Raw genomic sequence first — 18,624 nt, 5'->3', positions numbered from 1 at the left:
TTGTTTAGTGTGTTTTGTTTTTAAAGCAAAGGACGGATTACGGTAGTTGTGACGGTCTGGTGGGCTCGGAGATGTGTATAGGGGACGGGGGTGGGGGTGGCGGGGGACAGGGCGACGGCGGCGGTCATCACCCGGTGCAGCACCGGCCGGGACGGCGGCCTTCCTGCAGGGTCCTTCTACGAGTGGTGGAGCGCAGGGAGGTCCTCGTCCAGCCCGTGAGCTCGGCCACCGGGGTCAGCTGGCCGGCGCGCCCGGGCGGAAGGCGTAGACCGCGGCGAGCCGCAGCCGGGTGGTCGCCTCGTGCACCGGCACCCGGGCGGCGACCGCCGACGACGGGCGGTAGCCCTCCAGCACCGCCGCGCGCAGCGGCGCGGCGTCGGCGACCAGGCCCTGGCGCTGCCGCAGCGAGAGGTGGGCCAGCAGGTTGGCCAGGTCCAGCGCCGGCTCGCCGGCGGCCAGCAGGTCGAAGTCCAGCAACCCCACCGATCCGTCCCCGGCGACGAGCACCTGTCGGTCGTGCAGGTCCCGGTGCAGGGGGACGGCGGGGTCCGGGGCGGTCGCCCGCAGCGCGTCGCGGACCGACGCGGACATGAACGGCCCGGTCAGCAGCACGCCGGAGCACCCGGCCGGCAGCGGCGCGGCGGCGAAGGCCCGCGCCAGCTCCGCGCCGTCCTGCCCGCCGCCGACCGTGCACAGGACGTACGGCTCCGCCGGCGGGCGCACCTGGGCGGCGGGCCGGCTGCGGGTGGACAGGCCCTCGCGCCGGCCGTGCCCCAGGTAGCCGGTGTGCACGACCATCGCGGCGACCTCGGCCGGCAGGCCGTACTCCTCCACCGGGTCGTAGACCGCCGGGTCGCCGTACACCCAGACCTGGTCGTAGTAGTCGCCGAGCACCTCGGTCGTCGCCGCGCGGTCCCACTCGGCGACCGCCGCCGCCGGCCGGTCGAGGACCTCCCGCAGCCCGAGCACGACCCGGGTGCCGCCCTGCTCGCGCAGCGTGTCCAGCGCCGGGAGCAGCTCGCCCCGGACGTCGGCCGCCACCTTGTCCGCCACCAGCAGGTCGGGGGCGAAGGAACCCAGGACGGCCTCGAGGACGCGGCTGCGCACGTCCAGGACCTGCTCGAGCGGGCCGGCCAGGGTCCGCGGCGCGTAGCGGCCGTCGGCGTCCTTGCGCAGCGTCGGCAGGGTGACGACGTCGGTGCGCGGCGGCAGCGGCAGCACCGCCGCCTCCGGGTTGCCGGTGAGCAGCAGCACGTCGGTGTCCGGGTGCGCCGCGACCAGGGCGGCGGCCAGCGTGGCGTTCCGGCGGGTGTGGCCGAGCCCCTGGGTGTCGTGGCTGTACAGGGCGATCCGGCGCGGCTGGCGGGTGGACGCGGCGGGCATGGGTTCCTCCGGTGGCGGGTCGATGGACACACGGTGTCCACCGCGGAGGAGAGACCGGTGAGGGCCCGGTGAGAGGCCCTTCATCGTCCGGGTCGGCGGCCTTCCTGCAGGGTCCCGCTGGCCCCGTCCCGGGTCCCGCCCCGAGCCTGCGAGGGGTGGGGAGGACGGGGTCCTCTTTCAGTCGGTCAGCTCGACGACCACCGGCGCGTGGTCGCTGGCGCCCTTGCCCTTGCGTTCCTGCCGGTCTATCAGGGCATTCGTCACCCGGGCGGCCAGCGCGGAGGAGCCGAGCACGAAGTCGATCCGCATGCCCTCGCGGCGGGGGAAGCGCAGCTGGGTGTAGTCCCAGTAGGTGGAAGCGGGGGACGCGGACCAGCGCAGATGGGCCGACCCATGTGCTGACCTGCACTGACACAACGCAGCCAATCAGCGACAACCGAGACCAATCAGGGAGTCATGTGCCCCGGATGTGCCCCAACGTGGCGACAGTCAGGTCAGGTAGCGGCACGAAGGCCGGACAGCTGCCCAGCCGGTGAACGGCCGGGCTTCGCGGGCGTCTATGACCGCGTCACGTTGTCCTCTGAAGTAGTTGTCGTACTGATCCGCAGTGCTCGAGTGACTGCGGTGATCGATGGATCGCGCGGCTGAACTGCGGTTTTGTTGTTGGGGGCCGCTGGGCGATCATGGTCTTGGTTGGGCACTTTGCGGACTGACTGCGGACCACGATCGCTGGCCGCCGCCAGTCTGGAGCCGGCTTGGTGACGCCAACGCCGGCTCACACCGGTGCCGCGTGACCGCCTGATCGGGGCCAGCGGCTTCCTCGACTCACCGAGCTGCGCGCTACTCCCTTTCGCGCCCTCATCCCGAGCACGGCGCTCTAGCGCCACCGAAGCTGGCTACGCGGGCCGGGAGTGTCGCAACGTTCGGTTAGCGTGGGTGGCGGGAGGTGGCCGTGTCGGGTGACGTAGGCGTCATGTCCGAGAAGCGTCCCATCGAGGCCGCCGTCGTCGTCGACTCGCGGAACGTCAGACGGCAGGTCTCCGACTGCTTCGGTCAACCGCGACAGGTCCACGTGGCCGGCGTCATCCAGATGCTGGCCTCCTATGGCTTCGCCGTCACGGACGTGTACGTCGGAGTGGCGACCACGGGACGAACGAGTGGTTCGCGCTACCTGGCTGAGAGCCTGCAGACCAACCAGCGCTACGCCGCAGACGTCGTGTCCCATCCGTCGGGACACGTCCTCGAAGGACGGCTCGTTGAGCGGTCGGGACCGCACGGGCCCCAGCTCGAGGAGAAGCTGGTCGACGTCCTCTGCGCGCTACAAGTCGCTCGCCTGGCGCAGCAGATCAAGGATGGCTCCCGCGGAGGAGTGATCATCGTCCTGTCCGAGGACATGGACCTGATCCCGTCCTACGAGTTCGCTCGCGACCTCGGGGTCACGGTGTTCGCGGCGTCCAACGACATCGTCGACACGCGAGCTCAACACTCTCGGTGGATTCTCCTGACCGAGACCGCCTTGACCTTAGCGGCAGGTCGCCCCTACGGCCGCGACTTGGGTAGCGGCCTCCGGCGCAGGATGTCTCAGCTGCTCACCGCGGACGAGTACCGCTCCCTGCGCTTCAAGGCTGGCCAGCGCGTGAAGGGCGCGGTACTCCTGCAGCACAACTCAGGAGCGCGGGCCATCTGGCATGAGCCCCCGGCGAGCTACCGGCACAGCAAGGGAGCCTTGCACGACCTGTACGTACACGGTCTCGACTGGGCGGAGGGACCCTTCCCTCGACCCGTCGTGGACGCAAGCCCACCGGCCGGAAGGTGTGCCGGCCTCCAAGAGGGCGTGATCGCCCAGAGCCCAACCCCCACTCGCGTGACGGTTCAGCTGCCAGGCGGGGTGACCAAGAACCTCTCTGGCGCCACCCCGGGCACCCTCCTCGTCGGGATGACCGTGCTGGTGCACGTGGAGGGAGCTGGCCGGCAGCAGGCATGGCGCTTGGTAGGGCCACTGGACGCTCGACCACCGACCCCTGGGTGGCCGGATCCCACGCTGCCACTCGTCGTCCGGGCGATCTCCGCAGCCAGCACGCCCGGAGCGAGAGTCCGCGCCAAGATCCTCCAGACTGGGCAGGAGATCACGCTGCAGCCCCCCTCGGAGGATCGCGTGCAGACCGGCCATGAGTACGCGGCGGTCCCGGTGGCGCACTCCGTAGTCGGGGACGGACTGCACGTAACCGCGGTGGCGGTCAGCTCGCGCCTGAGGTGATTGTCACGGATCTCCGCTTGACTAAGCGGGTGTACGTGCCGACGCTTGGTATGCGCGCCGCGAAGCGGTGTCGCATCTGACAGAGCCAGACGTATGGGCTGGCGGGTGCAAGGGCGGGCCTTCGGGTCCCGCCCTTGTTCTCTTTCAGCACCGGCTCAGCTGGCCCCACTGCCTCGTCGGGGTGGGGTGATCGAACTGCCTGTCGGATTGCTGGCGCGATCTTGGGCCGGACTGTGGTCCAGGTGGCGCGCTTCTCCTTGACTGCCGCCGCGTCGGTATTCGCTCCGCCGGGGTCCTCCGCGCTCGCTGAGCAACCGATGCTGGCTGTGCGCCTGCTTCGGGTTTCTAGCTGCTGAGCGTGATGTCCTACCCATCCTGCGGACCCGGGCGATGGCCCCCGGCCAGCGACACCGGCGATACCGGCGCCGGGGTCCCTTGCTGTTGTCACCGGCAGTCTCCGGTCTTCCTCCAGTCCGTCGGGCGCGGGCGCTGGCGGTGGACCACTGTCCAACCGGAGCTAGCAGGAGCGTTTCGGCAGCCGGCGCGGGGCCGCGCAGACAACTTCTCCTCACGTCTCGACGGAACTGCAGAAGCACTGGGTGGGCGTCAGCAGCATGGCTGGCATGGGGAGGCGGCTGAGAGGCCGCGTCGAGCACGGACGGTCGCCTCACTGGACCAGATCGCTTGATCGCCGAAAGGCTGGGCTGTGGACGACGAGACCGCTCCGAATGCTCCTCTGCAGTTGCTCACCCTCGACGAGGCTGCCGCGCTGCTGCGCACTCCGGTAGCGACGCTGCGCTACTGGAGGCATCTCGGCATCGGCCGGATGGCTTCCGCCTGGGGCGGCGGGTGATGTACCGGCGCCAGGACGTGGACCGCTGGGTGGCCGAGCAGCAGAAGGCTCAGGCGTCTGAGTGGGTAGCCCGCTGTCGGAGGACGGCGATAGCGGCAGGCGCACGGTGCCCGGATCACCCTTGGGGCTCGGCGTCGTCACCTGCACTGGAGCGCATGTCACACGACCTGTGGAGAACGCGCGTTCGTCCCAGAAGTCAGGGAGACACCTCAGATCGGACTCAGCCCGGCCACGCTGGCGTCGTGAGCGTTGACACGGAGTTTGTCCGGCGCGGTGCGGGGCGGGCGCGCCGAGGTTGTTGGTGGCGCCCCTGCGAGTGTGGCTGCCTTGGTGTGTCGGACGTCGGGAGTCCCGCCGGTCGCGGCGCCGCGGTTCCGGGGTCCTGGCAGAGGCACCCTTCGGGCCACGCTGCGCGTGGCGCCGGCTACGCCGGCGTCAAGGTCCGCCTGCGGCGGGCTGTGCCTGCTCGTCCCGACCCGTCCGGCAGCTGAGCGTAGGGGCCTCCCGCGCCGGCTCCTCCCGACCGGACCAAGATCCTTCCGCCCTTCGGGCGCTTCGCTGCGGAAGCAGTCTTGGTCCGGTCGTCCCCCGCCGCCACTTCCGGCCCCTGAGCAGAGCTCTTTGCCGGACGGGCCGGGGAAACGGGTGGAAGAGCCACCTACTCCGTAGTGCCTTCCGTTCCGGCGTCGGCTCCGTTTCGGAGAGGACTGGGGTCAGGCTCCGCTGGTCACTGGGGCGGTTCCGCGGACGGTGTGGCTTGCTGTCGGGTGTGCATGGTGCGGAGGACGTGCTGGCCGACGTCCTTGCCTTGGCGCAGCCCGACTTCGATGCGGGGTTGGTGTTCGGCCCGTATCTGCTGCGCGGCGTGGTCGATCTGGTCGTCGCCAGCGTCAGCGCACTACCGGCCGCCCTTGCTGCGATCGCTGCCTACGGGCTGGGGACCTCCACCGGGGCGGTGACCTTCGATAGCCTGCTGCAGGCCGAGGTGTCCCCGCAAGCCCGGGGCCGGGTGTTCGCCGGCATGGATCTGCTGTGGCAGAGCGGCCGCCTGGTGTCGCTGGTCGGCGGCGGCCTGCTGGCCGACGCGGTCGGTGTCCGGGCGGTGTACTACCTCGGTGGGGCGCTGCTGCTGGCCGCTGGAGCGCTGGGGCTGGTCGGTCTCACCCAGTCCGGCCGACCGGTGACCGCGCCCCCTCGCTAGCGCGGGTGTCCTGCCCGGTGGCGCGCGTGTGTTCGATGATCCGGCAGATCGCCGCTTCGCCCTCGGGGATCTGGTCGATCACCGACTCCAGCGTCCGCAGCTCCTCACGGAGCTGGCGCAGCTCGGCCATCCGCCGGCTGATGGTGCGGATCTGCTCGCGCAGCATGCCGCGCACGTGCTCACACGGCGCGGTGCCCGCGTCCCGCAGCCGGAGCACCTCCCGGATCTCCTCCAGGCTCAGCCCCAGATGCTGCGCGGTCTTGATGAACACCAGCCGTGCCTCGTCCTCGCCCCCGTAGATCCGGTACCCGGCGCCGGTCCGGGGTGGCTGTGGCACCAGGCCGATCGACTCGTAGTAGCGGATGGTCTTGGTGTTCACACCGACTCGGTCGGCCAACTCTCCGATGCGCATTCCGTCACCTTCCCGCCGGCTGGAAGCAGAGCCTAGGCGGCGTCCCGATCCCTCCGGCCGCTGAGGGATCGTGCCGTTCGAAGGAGCGGAGCGGTAAGTGCTGGGCCGGTAGCCGCGGGGTCGCTCGAAGCGCAGGCCGCCGGCGTCGACGCCCGCTGATCCAGCGCAGGGCAGCCCGGGGGAGGCGACGGCGCAGCCGGGCTCAGCCGGCTCCGGCGCGCCGCCGCCCCCCCGGCGGGTCAGGCCGACGCGCCGGCCATCTGACGGCACGCCTCGGCGGCCTTGCGGCAGGCCTCGGCGCACTCGGTCATCCCGGTCCGCTCGCACTCCTGCGCGCACCGCTCACAGGCGTCGGCGCAGGTCTGGCACAGCTGCGCGGAGAACTCGCTGCCACGGGCGAGCAGCGGGATGCAGGCCTGGCACAGCGTCGCGCAGTCCGAGCACAGGGTGATGCAGGCGGCGAGGTCGGCGTTGCCCTGGCTCGCGCAGTCCTTCGCGCACGCCTCGCACTTGGCGACGCAGTCGGCCAGGACGTCGATCAGCTGCTGCGTGCGGTCGTCGACGAGGGGCATGTGTGGGTCCTTCCAATGGCCCCGCGCCGGCGCGGGGCGAGACATGCGGGCCGCGCCAAGCATCGACCTTCCTGCGGCTGGAAGGTCAACAGGGCTCGAACGACGGCTTCCCTCGCTCGTGGACGGCACCGCCCTCCGCGCTTGACCTTCCAGTCGAGTGGAAGGCTTAGTGTGCCCGGCGTGGACGACGGACGGGCGACACGGGAGGCGCGGGAGGTCTTCGAGGACCACCTGGAGCAGGGGCAGCACGGCTCGATGGAGGAGGACCTGCCCCGCGCATCCGGAACGACCGGCCGACACGACGAGAGAGACGACCACAGGAGAGACCATGGCTGAGAACGTGACGCTGCAGGTCGAAGGCATGACGTGCACGGGCTGTGAGCAGCGGCTGAGCAAGGCGCTGCGCCGCGTGGACGGGGTCCGCGAGGCCACTGCCGACCACCGCACCGGCCAGGTGCGGGTGCGTCTGGACCCCGCAGTCACCGACCGTGCCGCGGTGGCCGCCCAGGTCCACACCGCCGGATACACCGTGGTCGACGACGGCGACACCGGTGAGCCGCGATGAGCCTCCCCACCCACCACGCCCCGTCCGGCACCCTCGCCGAGGAGTTGTGGGCCGAGGAGCCCAGCCACCTCGCCGGCCGCGCCCGCATTCGGGCGCGGATCGCGGGACTGCACTGCTCGCTGTGCACCGGCACGATCGAGAAGGCGTTGGGCCGCCAGCCCGGGGTGGACAAGGTCGCGGTCAGCCTCACCCACGAGCAGGCGCTGGTCGACTATGACCCGAACGCCATCCGCCCCGAGGACATCCTCGCGACGCTGCGGGACATCGGCTACGACCTGTACGACCCCCGCAAGCTCCGCCCGTTCGAGGAGGAGGAAGCCGACCTCATCCGCGAGGGCAAGCGGCTGCTCGCCGCGATCGCGGCCAGCCTGACCGCCATCGCACTGATCCTCGAGGTCACCGGCGTGTGGTCGGTGCTGGTCCCGGCGTCGGTCGTGGCGCTGATGGTGCCGGTCGCCTACGCGATCCTGCGCCCTGCCGGCCGTGCCCGCGCCGCCCTCGGCGCGCTGGCGCTGATCACCCCGGCGGCACTGGCCTACCTCGCCCGCCAGAGCGGGCTCCTCGACGAGACGGCGGCCGGGTGGATCACCGGCGCGCTCGCGTTGACGGTGGTGTTCGGGATCGGCCCGCACATCCTGCGGATGGCCTACCAGGCCGCGCGACGGCGCATCCTCAACCAACACGTGCTGCTCGAAGTCGGCGCGTTCGCCGGCATCGCCGGCGGGCTGATCGGCCTGACCGGGCTGCTGCCGGACTATCCGACGGCGCCGTTCTTCGCGGTGACCGTGCTGGTCGCCAACTACCACATCTTCTCGGAGTGGCTCTCGCTGCTGGTCAAGACCCGTTCCAGCCAGGCCGTGCGCAAGCTGCTGGACCTACAGCCCGACACCGCCCGGCTGATCCGTGACGGCGCCGAGCAGGAGGTCCCGGTCGCCCAGGTCGCGGTCGGAGACCTGGTGCGGATCCGCCCCGGCGAGCGGGTTCCGGTCGACGGCCGCGTCGTCGAGGGCTACTCCACTCTCGACCTGTCCCTGGTCACCGGCGAGCCGGTCCCGGCCGAGCGTTCGGCCGGCGGGGAGGTGATCGGTGGGTCCATCAACGGCGCCGGCAGCCTGCTGGTGGAGGCGACCCGGGTCGGGGCGGACAGCTTCCTGGCCCAGGTCGTGCGCCACGTGGAGGACGCCCGCGCGCTCAAGCCCGGCATTCTGCACCTGGTTGACCGGGTGCTGCGCGTCTACACCCCCACCGTCCTGATCGTCGCCACCCTCGCCTTGGCCGGGTGGCTGGTCGGGTCGTGGGCGCTGGTCGGCGAACCGGACGTGCGCCGCGCCGTGTTCGCCGGCCTCGGCGTGCTGGTCATGGGCTACCCGTGCGCGGTCGGGATCGCCGCGCCGCTGGCGATCGTGCGCGCCGCGGGAGAGGCCGCCGACCAGGGCATCATCATGCGCACCGGGGAGGCGTTCCAGACCTTCGGCCAGGTCCGCACCGTTGTGCTGGACAAGACCGGCACCCTCACCGAGGGCCGCCCCGCCGCCCGCGAGATCGAGCCGGTCACCGACGAGACGGAGCTGCTCACCACCGCCGCGGCGGCCGAGGACCCCTCCGAGCACCCGCTGGCCCGCGCCATCGTCACCGCCGCCACCGACCGCGGCCTGCCCGTGCCCCCGGCCCAGGACTTCCAGTCGGTCACCGGTCTGGGCGTGAGCGCCACCGTGGACGGGCGCGCCGTGCTCGTCGGCCGGCCGGGGTTCCTCATCGACCGCGGCGTCGACCTGACCCCGGTCGCGGCCCGGGTGCAGCAGCTGGAGGAGACCGGCCGCACCGTGGTCGCCGTCGCCGCCGACACCCACCTGCTCGGGATCATCGCCCTCGGCGACGAGCTGCGCCCCGACGCCATCGAGGCGGTCCAGCAGCTACGGGCCGCCGGGATCACCCCGGTACTGGCCACCGGTGACAACGCCCGCGCCGCCGCGCACGTGGCCCGCCAGGTCGGGATCGCCGAGGTCCGCGCCGGCGTTCTGCCCGAGGACAAGGCCGCGCTGGTGCGCGACCTGCAGACCGACGGCACCCGGGTGGCGATGGTCGGCGACGGCATCAACGACGCCCCCGCACTGATGCAGGCCGACGTCGGCATCGCCATGGGCGGCGGCACCGACATCGCGGTGGAGTCCGCCGACGTCGTCATCGTCCGCGACGACCTGCGCGCCATCCTCACCGCGCAACAGACCAGCCGCTCCAGCTACCGCCGCACCCGGCAGAACGTGGCCCTGGCGTTCCTGTTCAACGGCATCGGCATCCCCGCCGCCACCACCGGGCTGGTCTACCCGGTGTGGGCCATGGTCGCGATGGCGCTGTCCGTGACCACGATCTTCATCAACTCCCTCGGCGGGCGGCCCCGGCTGCTGGTCGAGGCCATCGGCAGCGTCGGACGCTCCCACGGCCCCGGCAACGAGCCGGAGCCGGCCGGCGCGACCCGGGGGAACTGACCACAGACGTAGCCACGCCCGACCTCACGACAGGGAGCCTGCGACCGCGGGCGGTGGCGGCGGTGGCTGGTCCTGGCCGCCGCCACCGCCGATCGTCTTGGTCAGGGTCGACCGCGGCGACCGGGAACCCGCGCCGAATGCCCAACCCCCAGCACCAACCCGCCGCCGCCCCGAGTGCGGCGTGTCCGACATGCAGGAGTACGCGTGAGCAGCTTTCCGATCATCAACGGCAGCCAGCTGGACACCAACACCCCCGACGGTCTTGTCCTGCTGGACTTCTGGCAGGCCAGCTGTGCCCCCTGCCGCGCCCTCGAGCCGCGACTGGAACGCTTCGCCGCCAACCACCCTGGTCGCTTCACCGGCTACCGCATCGACGTCGACACCGACACCCCCACCGTCGCCAGATACGGCGTCATGAGCATCCCCACGCTCCTGTTGCTGCGTAGCGGCCAGGAGATTGCCCGTCTCGACGGACTCATCCGCGACGAAGACCTCGAGGAAGCTCTGCGAGCAGCCACCAAGTAGCAGCCCCGTAGAACGAAAACGACCGTTTCAGAGACGCCGTAGCACGCCCCTGACGCGCCGAGCGCGAGGTGCTCGAAGCCGTGTCCGGGACAGGTGTCTCGCCACCGGGCCTGCCGGACGTCTTCGATACGTCGTCCCGTCAGGGCGCCCCCAACTGGCCGCTGAGAGGTCGAACCCACCTGCAAGCAAGTGGAAGACTGGTAAGCCGCTCGCGCTCGCCTCAACGCAACGGACGCTCACCAGCGTCGTTCAATACTTTGACCACGAGGTCTCGTGTCCCGCGCCGATAAGTAGCGCGCACCTCCCCTTTCAATGTCCTTCCGCGAAGGCGGCACGCATGCTACCAATATGGGTAGCACGGGCTCCGCTTCGCGGGGCCCATCGGCATTTCTGGGGGCGATGTGCTGGTCATTGTTGGGTGGCGTTGGTAATTGCATGGCGGGATGAAGGTCTACGTCGGCGCCCCAGGCGCGGCGCGGCAGTACGTGGAGGCCGATCGCGGGCGGGCGGACGACTACTACCTGACCGAGGGCACCGGGCTCGCTCGCCGCTTCAGCGCCGGCGGTGACCGGCTGGTGGAGCTGGGGTCGCTGGCGGGGGAGACCTACGAGGCCTGGGTGGCTGGCCGGGACCCGAGCACGGGGGAGCCGCGGGGGCGGCTGCGCACCGACGACCGCGCCGTCCGGTTCGTCGAGGTGGTGGTGAACGGCCCGAAGTCGTGGTCGCTGGCGGCCGCGCTGCACCCGGACATCGCCGCGGCGTACGACGCCGCGCAGGACCGCGCCGCCGCACAGATCATCGGTTGGCTGTCGCTGCACGCGACGACGCGGGTGGGCCCGCGGGGCGGTCAGGTGCAGGTGCCGGTCAAGGTGCTGGAGGCGGTGACGGTGCGGCACTACACCTCCCGCGCCGGAGATCCGCACCGGCACCTACACCTACAAGTCAATGCCCGCGTGTACGCCGCCGGAAAGTGGCGCGGCCTGCACACAGTCGGGGTGCGCGACTTCCTCGGCGCCATCAACGGTATGGGGCATGCCGCCGTGGCTACCGACCCATCATTCCGAGCCGCGCTTGCCGCGCACGGGTACACGTTAGACGCCGATGGAGAAATACGGCAGCTGTTGAATTACATCGGGCCATTCAGTGCCCGAGCGGCGCAGATTGCTCGAAATCTGGACCGCTACGAACGGGAGTGGACCGCCGCGCACCCCGATCAGTCGCCGGGGCCGGCGCTGCGCCGAGCCTGGGACGCGCGCGCGTGGGCCGACGGTCGCCCGGACAAGGTGAACCCACAACCGGGCAGCGACCTCACCGAGCGGTGGCTGGCCGAGCTCGCTGCCCTCGGCTACCGCGACCGGGACAGGCCGGTCGACCTGATACGCACTCCGGTCGGCGCGCTGAACCGTGAGGAGGCGGTGGACGAGGTGCTGGTGCGGTTGGCCGCCCGCCGGTCGGCTGGAACGCCGCCGACATCCGCGGCGCGGTCGAACGGCTGCTCGCCGCCGCCGGGGTCGTCGTCGACACAGCGGTGCGGATCGAGCTGGCCGAGGACCTCACCGCCCGAGCCGTGGCCCGCTCCCTACCGCTCCTCCCCGGTCAGGAGGCGCCGGAGCACGTCCGGGCCTGGACCTCCCACCCCGTGCTAGAAGTCGAGGCCGACCTGACCGCACGCCTCGCGGCCCGCAGCGGCGAGCGCCACGCGGGCCTGCCGCCGGTGCTGACACCCGCGGCCGCGATGGCCATGCGGTTGGACGCCGGGCAGGCCGCGGCGGTCGCCGCGCTCGCCGGCCACCGCCCGCTAATCGTCATCGAGGGCGCGGCCGGCGCGGGCAAGACCACCACTCTGACCGCCACCCAGCAGGCGCTCACCCAGCAAGGGCGCCGGATGGTGGTGGTCACCCCGACGCTGAAGGCGGCCCAGGTCGCCGCCGTCGAGGTCGGCGCGGCCGCGGGGTCGGCGGCGTGGCTGGCCTTCCAGCACGGCTGGCGCTGGACGGAGTCCGGCGCCTGGACCCGGCTCAACCCTGGCCGGGCCGACCCAGTCACCGGCGGCGTCTACACCGGCCCTGAAGACGCCGCGCGGCTGCACGCTGGCGATCTGTTGGTCGTGGACGAGGCCGGCATGCTCGACCAGGACACCGCCCGCGCCCTGCTCACCGTCGCCGACGAGTCCCGCGCGCGAGTCGCGCTGCTCGGTGACCGCCATCAGCTCGCCGCGGTCGGCCGCGGCGGCGTGCTCCACCTGGCTGTCCGCCACGTCGACCCGGCCGCGGTGCTGACCCTGGACCGGGTGCACCGCTTCACGCGCACTGACCACACCGGCGCGACCGTGCCCGACGGTCAGTATGCCGAGCTGACCCTGGCCATGCGGGCCGGCGCCGATCCCGGGGCGGTCTTCGACGCGCTCGCCGCCCGCGGCCGCATCCGCCTGCACCCCGATGCGGCGGCAGCGCAGGAGGCGCTGGCCGCACTCGCGGAGGACGCACACTGCCGGGGAGAGCGGGTGGCGGTGGTGGTGGACACCCGCGAGCAGGCCGCCGAGCTCAACGCCGCCATCCGCGACCGACTCGTCGCCGCCGGTCAGGTCGACGACACCGAGCCGGTCACCACGAGGACCGGGCAGCGGATCGGGATCGGGGACCGGATAGCCACCCGCCGCAACGACCGGGACCTGGGCGTGGCCAATCGCGACACCTGGACCGTCACCGCCATCGACGGCCACAGGCAGCTGACCATCGTCCCCGCCGACGCCATACGGAGACGAGTAGGAGAGCGGCTGCTGCCGGTCGACTACGTCGCCGCGCAGGTCGAGCTGGCCTACGCGTGCACCGCGCATGGCGCCCAGGGCGACACCGTCTCCGCCGCGCACCTGGTGATCGGCGAGCACAGCGGCGCGGCGACGGCCTACGTCGGTATGACGCGTGGTCGCACCGCCAATACCGCGCATCTTGTCGCGGCCGACCTCAGTGAGGCGCGCCAGCAGTGGATCGCCGTCTTCGGCCGCGACCGCGCCGACCTGGGCCCCGCCCATGCCGCCGGGCTCGCCGCCAGGGAGGCGGCCCACTACGCCCAACCCCGGCCGCTGGACCAGGTGCTGGCCGATCTGCACGCCGCGTGGACGGCCGAGCAGCGGTTCCTGGACCGGCTCGCCATCCAGGAACCGCTGCGCGATGCGCTGCGGCAATCGGTAGCCCTCGAGGACGACCAAGCAGACCGGCTCCCGGCGCTGGAAGCCGACTATCGCCAGGCCGCCGCTGCGGCCCGGCTGGCCACGGCCCGGGCTGAGGTCAGCGGTGCGGCGATCGCCGTCGAGACCGACCGGATCCGTGACGGGCTGCACGCGCGCTGGGACGGCGAGTGGGCCGCCGCCCGGGCAGCGGCGCAGGTCGTGCTCGCCGGCCCGGGACGGCTCCGGCTACGGCAGGCGGCTGTTACCCGAGCCGCAGACCAGCTCACCGACTGGGCGCACCGCTGGCGCCCGTACCTGCCCTCCCTGCCCACCGACCCTCACCAGGTCGCTGAGGTCGCCGACCGGGCCGATGACCGGACCGCGCTGTGGACGGCATTCGCCGCCGCCGCCCGAAGCGCCGCCGAATCCGCACACCCCGAGCACGAGGCGCTACGCACGACTGCCCACGCCGCCCAGCACGCACACGAGCAGGCCTGGCGCGCGCTGGCCGAGGCCCACCGCCAGCGCAGCGACCGGCTCGCCGGCCTCGGGGCCCTGGCGTCGACCGCTGACCCGAAGGCGCTGCTGCTCGAGGTCGACCGCGACCTCGCCGCCACCCATGGGGAGTTGAGCGCCGTGCGAGCCCGCATCACGCGACTCGTCGCCGACCCGGCACTTCTCGTTCTCCCGGCCGACCGGCGCGCCCAGGAACACGCGCTCTGATGCGCCGCCCGCGACGCGGAACGGACCGTGCACCGAACGGCGGCGCTGCCGTCCTCGTCGAGGCCGACCCACGGCGTCCGACCGCCGGAGCCTGTCGTCGGCCTGACTCCTCGACCGGGCGCCGAACCCGGCATCGGCCGGTGACCACGGTCTCCAGGGCTCGGGCCCGGCTGGAGGAGACCTGCTACAGGGGAACTGGAGGACGACTGCAGACCAACGGCAGAGCGCGGCTGTGGGCTGTCAGCACCGGACTCAACCTGACGCCTCCGGTGCACCGCCGATCACGCCCGACCCTGACCCGGAGCGCGCCATGCCCGACCGCACACACCGCAGCGACCACACTGCCCAGCCCGTGCCCGAGCTGCTCACCATCACCGAAGCCGCCGAACTGCTCCGCGCCCCCGTCGCCACCCTCCGGTACTGGCGCCACCTGGGCACCGGCCCGCGCAGCTTCCGCCTCGGCCGCCGCGTCCTCTACCGCTACGACGACCTCCAGGCGTTGGTCGAGGCGCAGCTTGGCCGAGACGCCATCGTGTAGCGACCCGCGAAGGGGCCGCAGCCCTGTGTGTTGCCGCCCTGGCCTCGTCGGATCTCTTGAGCATGCTGCGTGCCGAACCGTTTCGTCCCAGCAACGACGTCGACCGCGAGCCGGGCCGCGTCGGAGACGTGGAGGAGTCAGTCATGGCAAGCGTCGAGAAGCGGGTCCGCGACGGGCGGACGACCTACCAGGCGCGGTGGCGGGACGACCAGGGCAGGCAGCGCAAGAAGTCGTTCACCAAGAAGGGCGACGCCGATCGTCACGCGGCCACGGTCGAGGCGGACAAGGTACGCGGCACGTACATCGAGCCTTCCAAGATCACCGTCGCCGAATACGCCCGCGGGTGGGCGGAGACGCGCCCGCACCGGCCAACCACGGCACGGCGGACGGAGATGATGATCCGGTTGCACATCGAGGGAACTCGTCTCGGTGGCCGCAAGCTCGCGGACGTGCGCCCGTCCGAGGTCCAGGCCTGGGCCACCGACCGGTCGAGAGTGCTGGCCCCGACCACCGTGCGGCAGGCAGTCGGGCTTCTCCGGAGCCTGTACGGGGCAGCGGTCCTCGACAGGCTCGTGGCCGCATCTCCTGTCGTCCGCATCCAACTCCCTCGGTACGAGAGAGATCGGATCGTGCCGCTGTCGGTCGAGCAGGTCGCGGCCCTCGCCGGAGCCATGCCAGAGCGCTATCGGACCATGGTCCTCGCTCAGGCCGGGCTCGGACTCCGGATCGGCGAGCTGCTGGCCCTCCGCGTGCAGGACGTCGACTTCCTGCGCCGCACCGTGCGGATCGAGTGGCAGCTCACCCAGGGGTCGAAGGGGGCGCGAAGCGAACCGAAGACTCCCCGGTCGAAGCGGACCGTCCCGCTGCCCCGGGTGGTCGCCGACGTACTGGCAGCTCACCTGGCGGCGTATCCGGCGGCCGGAGACGGAACGATTTTCACCACCGGGAAGGGTGCCCCGCTCGGGCACGTCTACTACGGCCACAACCTGTTCGGTCGGGCGGTGATCGAGGCGGGGCTACCGAAGGGGACGACGAGCCACGACCTGCGACACCACTACGCCAGCGTTCTGCTCGCGGCCGGCGAGTCAGTCGTGGCGGTGGCCGAGCGGCTGGGGCACGAGGACGCCTCGCTGGTCCTCAGCACCTACGGGCACCTCATGCCGGACTCGGACGACCGGACGCGGAGCGCCATCGACGCGGCGTGGGACACAGCCAGTGCCCCCTGTGCCCCGGATGTGCCCCAGGACGCGAAGTCGGTCCGCTAGTCGGCCAGCTCGACCACGACGGGGGCGTGGTCGCTGGCGCCCTTGCCCTTGCGCTCCTGCCGGTCTATCAGGGCATTCGTCACCCGGGCGGCCAGGGCCGGGGAGCCCAGCACGAAGTCGATCCGCATGCCCTCGCGGCGGGGGAAGCGCAGCTGGGTGTAGTCCCAGTAGGTGTAGACGCCGGGGCCGGGGGTGTGCGGCCGGACGACGTCGGCGTACCCGGCGTCGACGATCGCGCGGAACGCGGCGCGCTCGGGCTCGGAGACGTGCGTCGAGTGCGCGAAGACCCGCACGTCCCACACGTCGTCGTCCTGCGGGGCGATGTTCCAGTCGCCGACCAGGGCGACCTGCGCGCCGGCGTCCTCGGTCAGCCAGCCGCCGGCCGCCGTCCGCAGCGCCCCGAGCCAGTCCAGCTTGTACCGGTAGTGCGGGTCGGTCAGCGTGCGCCCGTTGGGCACGTACAGGCTCCACACCCGTACCCCGCCGCAGGTGGCGCCCAGCGCACGGGCCTCGGGCGCGGGCTCGACGCCCTCCTTGGCCGACCAGGTCGGCATCCCGGGGAAGCCGGCCTCGACGTCCTCCAGACCGACCCGGGACAGCACCGCCACCCCGTTCCACTGCGAGTGGCCGACGTGCGCGACCTGGTAGCCGAGGTCGGTGAAGCGGGACTCGGGGAACTGGTCGTCGCGGCACTTCGTCTCCTGGAGGGCCAGGACGTCGACGTCCGAGCGCTGCAGCCAGGCGGCCACGCGGTCGGCCCGGGTGCGGATCGAGTTCACGTTCCAGGTGGCGAGACGCACGGGAGCCGACCATACGGAGTGGCTCCGCGGGCCGGTCCGGGCTCCGGGCAGCCGCCGGTGGGTGAGCCCGCTCGCCGTCGGGTACCCGCACGGGTGTCCGTGCAGGTGGGGCAGTCGCGACGGCGCTGCTCCGGCGCGATGGGTGGGAGCATGGGCGGCAGACGGGCTGCCACGGGTCGCCCCACGTCGACGACAGCCAACGAGGAGGGCCCGTGAGCGAGCGCGAGTGGGACGTGACGCGTCCCATCGGCCCGTCGCGACCCCTGCCCCCACCACCGGAGAGCCCGAAGCGGGCGTCGCAGGCCCCCGGCCGCGGCCTCGCCGCGACGCTGGGCCTGACCGTGCTGAACGCCGTCCTCCCGGGGACGGCGTTCCTCGCCGCCGGCCGGCGCCGGCTCGGTGCGCTGGTCCTCGGGGTCTTCCTGCTGCTGGTCGGCGCTGCCGCGTGGCTGGCCACGGCGGGGCAGCGGGTCGCCGCGCAGGTCGCCGTCGACGCGAGGGCGCTGATGTGGGTGTTCGGCGGGATCGTCGTCCTGGGCCTGCTGTGGGTCGTCGTCGTGGTCGGGGGCTACCGCGCCCTGCTGCCGCGCCGCACCTCCCGCGGCGGGAAGGTGCTGGGCGGCGTCCTCGTGGCCGCGCTGGTGGCCGGTGTCGCCTACCCGGTGGTCACGGCCGGCCAGGTGGCGCTGGCCCAGCGGGGGCTCATCGACGGCCTCTTCGCCGACCGCGAGTCGGCCACCGTGACCGACTCGGTCGACCCGTTCGGCGACCAGGAGCGGGTCAACGTGCTGTTGCTCGGCGGGGACGGCGGTGAGGGCCGCGAGGGCGTGCGCACCGACACGGTGATCGTGGCCAGCGTCGACACGGACACCGGCGACACGACGCTGTTCAGCCTGCCGCGCAACCTCGAGGACCTGCCCTTCCCGGAGGACAGCCCGCTCAGCGAGATCTACCCGGAGGGCTTCCACGCGGGCAGCGAGAGCGAGAGCCTGCTCAACGCCGTCTACCGCAACGGCCCGCGGGACCACCCCGACGTCCTCGGGCCCACCGACGACCCGGGCGCGGACTTCCTGAAGCTCGGCGTCGGTGAGGCGCTGGGCCTGGACATCCACTACTTCGTGCTGGTCAACCTCGACGGCTTCAGCCGGCTGGTCGACGCCCTCGGCGGGATCACCGTGAACGTCAACTACTGGGTGCCGATCAACGGCAACCCCGGCACCGGCGAGCTGCCCGACGACTACATCCAGCCCGGGCCCGACCAGCAGATGGACGGCGCGCGGGCGCTGGCCTTCGCCCGCGGCCGCTTCGGGCTCACCGACTACGACCGGATGGCCCGTCAGCGCTGCACGATCGACGCGATCATCGACGCCGCCGACCCGGTCACCCTGCTGGAGCGCTACCAGGAGCTGGCGGACACCACGCAGGACATCGTGAGCACCGACATCCCGCGGTCGGCCCTCGACGACTTCGTCGACGTGGCGTTCCTGGTCAAGGACGCCGAGGTGCGCAGCGTCGTCTTCGACGACACCGTGATCGAGCCGGCCTACCCCGACTACGACCGGATGCGGGCGATCGTCGACGAGGCGCTGGACCCGGCCCCGGCGGCCGACGACGCCGCGGCGAACGGCACGCCCACCCCCACCGCGGCGCCGGCGCCCAGCTCGCCGACCGTGGCGCCGGGCGTGCCCACGGGCGAGGCGGGTGCGGTGACCGACGTGACCGACGCCTGCGCCTACGACCCGGTCCGGGCCGCCGAGGCGCTGGCCGCGGGTGAGCCCCCGAACCAGGCCGCCGGCGACTGAAACAGAACCCCCTGCCCCCACCCCTCGCAGGCTCGCGGCGGGGCCCTGCAGGGGGCCGCCGTCCTCCCCACCC

The 18,624-nt window shown here is 72.3% G+C and carries 14 protein-coding genes and 1 pseudogene; 10 read left to right on the top strand and 5 right to left on the bottom strand.

The window, feature by feature from the left end; genetic code table 11:
• Positions 1 to 234: 234 nt before the first annotated feature.
• Both CNO22_RS18010 and CNO22_RS29730 read right to left on the bottom strand, forming a co-directional pair.
• Positions 235 to 1,383 carry a glycosyltransferase family protein gene (locus CNO22_RS18010; protein ID WP_157937001.1) on the bottom strand — a complete coding sequence of 383 codons (1,149 nt, stop codon included), beginning with the start codon at positions 1,381 to 1,383 and terminating at the stop codon, positions 235 to 237.
• 177 nt (positions 1,384 to 1,560) lie between these two features.
• Positions 1,561 to 1,692 (bottom strand): hypothetical protein, encoded by a 132-nt coding sequence (locus CNO22_RS29730; protein ID WP_269799608.1) that lies wholly within the window; start codon positions 1,690 to 1,692, stop codon positions 1,561 to 1,563.
• A gap of 664 nt (positions 1,693 to 2,356) precedes the next feature.
• On the opposite strand from CNO22_RS29730, the gene CNO22_RS18000 reads away from it, so the two are divergent.
• The 3 genes from CNO22_RS18000 to CNO22_RS17990 all read left to right on the top strand — a co-directional run bounded on the left by CNO22_RS18000 (position 2,357) and on the right by CNO22_RS17990 (position 5,694).
• Positions 2,357 to 3,640: a PIN domain-containing protein gene (locus CNO22_RS18000; RefSeq protein ID WP_157937000.1), complete on the top strand. Its 1,284-nt coding sequence runs from the start codon at positions 2,357 to 2,359 to the stop codon at positions 3,638 to 3,640.
• A gap of 706 nt (positions 3,641 to 4,346) precedes the next feature.
• Positions 4,347 to 4,493, top strand: coding sequence for a hypothetical protein (locus CNO22_RS17995; protein WP_408609703.1), 147 nt, complete (start codon positions 4,347 to 4,349; stop codon positions 4,491 to 4,493).
• Positions 4,494 to 5,280: 787 nt separating this feature from the next.
• The gene (locus tag CNO22_RS17990; protein ID WP_198588419.1) at positions 5,281 to 5,694 is read left to right on the top strand and encodes an MFS transporter; all 414 of its coding nucleotides are present in this window, start codon (positions 5,281 to 5,283) and stop codon (positions 5,692 to 5,694) included.
• Here CNO22_RS17990 and CNO22_RS17985 read toward each other — a convergent pair.
• Both CNO22_RS17985 and CNO22_RS17980 read right to left on the bottom strand, forming a co-directional pair.
• On the bottom strand, positions 5,654 to 6,106 hold the full coding sequence (locus tag CNO22_RS17985; RefSeq protein WP_100500668.1) for a heavy metal-responsive transcriptional regulator: 453 nt from the start codon (positions 6,104 to 6,106) through the stop codon (positions 5,654 to 5,656). The genes CNO22_RS17990 and CNO22_RS17985 overlap by 41 nt on opposite strands.
• Before the next feature lie 239 nt (positions 6,107 to 6,345).
• Entirely contained in the window at positions 6,346 to 6,678 is a 333-nt protein-coding gene (locus CNO22_RS17980) for a four-helix bundle copper-binding protein (RefSeq protein ID WP_198588418.1), read from the bottom strand.
• 328 nt (positions 6,679 to 7,006) lie between these two features.
• Between CNO22_RS17980 and CNO22_RS17975 the strand changes: the two genes are divergently transcribed.
• The 6 genes and pseudogenes from CNO22_RS17975 (at position 7,007) to CNO22_RS17950 (ending at position 15,949) form a co-directional block, all read left to right on the top strand.
• Complete coding sequence (locus tag CNO22_RS17975; protein ID WP_100500667.1) at positions 7,007 to 7,243, top strand: heavy-metal-associated domain-containing protein; 237 nt, start codon at positions 7,007 to 7,009, stop codon at positions 7,241 to 7,243.
• Positions 7,240 to 9,729 carry a heavy metal translocating P-type ATPase gene (locus CNO22_RS17970; protein WP_100500666.1) on the top strand — a complete coding sequence of 830 codons (2,490 nt, stop codon included), beginning with the start codon at positions 7,240 to 7,242 and terminating at the stop codon, positions 9,727 to 9,729. Before CNO22_RS17975 ends, CNO22_RS17970 begins: the two co-directional genes overlap by 4 nt.
• A 204-nt stretch (positions 9,730 to 9,933) precedes the next feature.
• Positions 9,934 to 10,254, top strand: coding sequence for a thioredoxin family protein (locus CNO22_RS17965; protein WP_157936999.1), 321 nt, complete (start codon positions 9,934 to 9,936; stop codon positions 10,252 to 10,254).
• Positions 10,255 to 10,697: 443 nt separating this feature from the next.
• A pseudogene (gene mobF, locus CNO22_RS17960) lies at positions 10,698 to 14,290 on the top strand (MobF family relaxase).
• Between the two features lie 166 nt (positions 14,291 to 14,456).
• A complete protein-coding gene (locus CNO22_RS17955; RefSeq protein WP_100500664.1) occupies positions 14,457 to 14,684 on the top strand; it encodes a helix-turn-helix transcriptional regulator in 228 nt (75 codons plus the stop codon).
• Positions 14,685 to 14,827: 143 nt separating this feature from the next.
• Positions 14,828 to 15,949: a tyrosine-type recombinase/integrase gene (locus CNO22_RS17950; protein ID WP_100500663.1), complete on the top strand. Its 1,122-nt coding sequence runs from the start codon at positions 14,828 to 14,830 to the stop codon at positions 15,947 to 15,949.
• Here the strand turns inward: CNO22_RS17950 and CNO22_RS17945 are convergent.
• Complete coding sequence (locus CNO22_RS17945) at positions 15,946 to 16,749, bottom strand: exodeoxyribonuclease III (RefSeq protein WP_100500662.1); 804 nt, start codon at positions 16,747 to 16,749, stop codon at positions 15,946 to 15,948. The genes CNO22_RS17950 and CNO22_RS17945 overlap by 4 nt on opposite strands.
• A 212-nt stretch (positions 16,750 to 16,961) precedes the next feature.
• On the opposite strand from CNO22_RS17945, the gene CNO22_RS17940 reads away from it, so the two are divergent.
• The gene (locus CNO22_RS17940) at positions 16,962 to 18,551 is read left to right on the top strand and encodes an LCP family protein (RefSeq protein ID WP_100500661.1); all 1,590 of its coding nucleotides are present in this window, start codon (positions 16,962 to 16,964) and stop codon (positions 18,549 to 18,551) included.
• Positions 18,552 to 18,624 lie beyond the last annotated feature (73 nt).

The organism is Geodermatophilus chilensis (assembly GCF_002802985.1).
GTDB lineage: Bacteria > Actinomycetota > Actinomycetes > Mycobacteriales > Geodermatophilaceae > Geodermatophilus > Geodermatophilus chilensis.
Note: the sequence above shows the minus strand (reverse complement) of the source record. Positions and strands in the feature narration are given on the sequence as shown.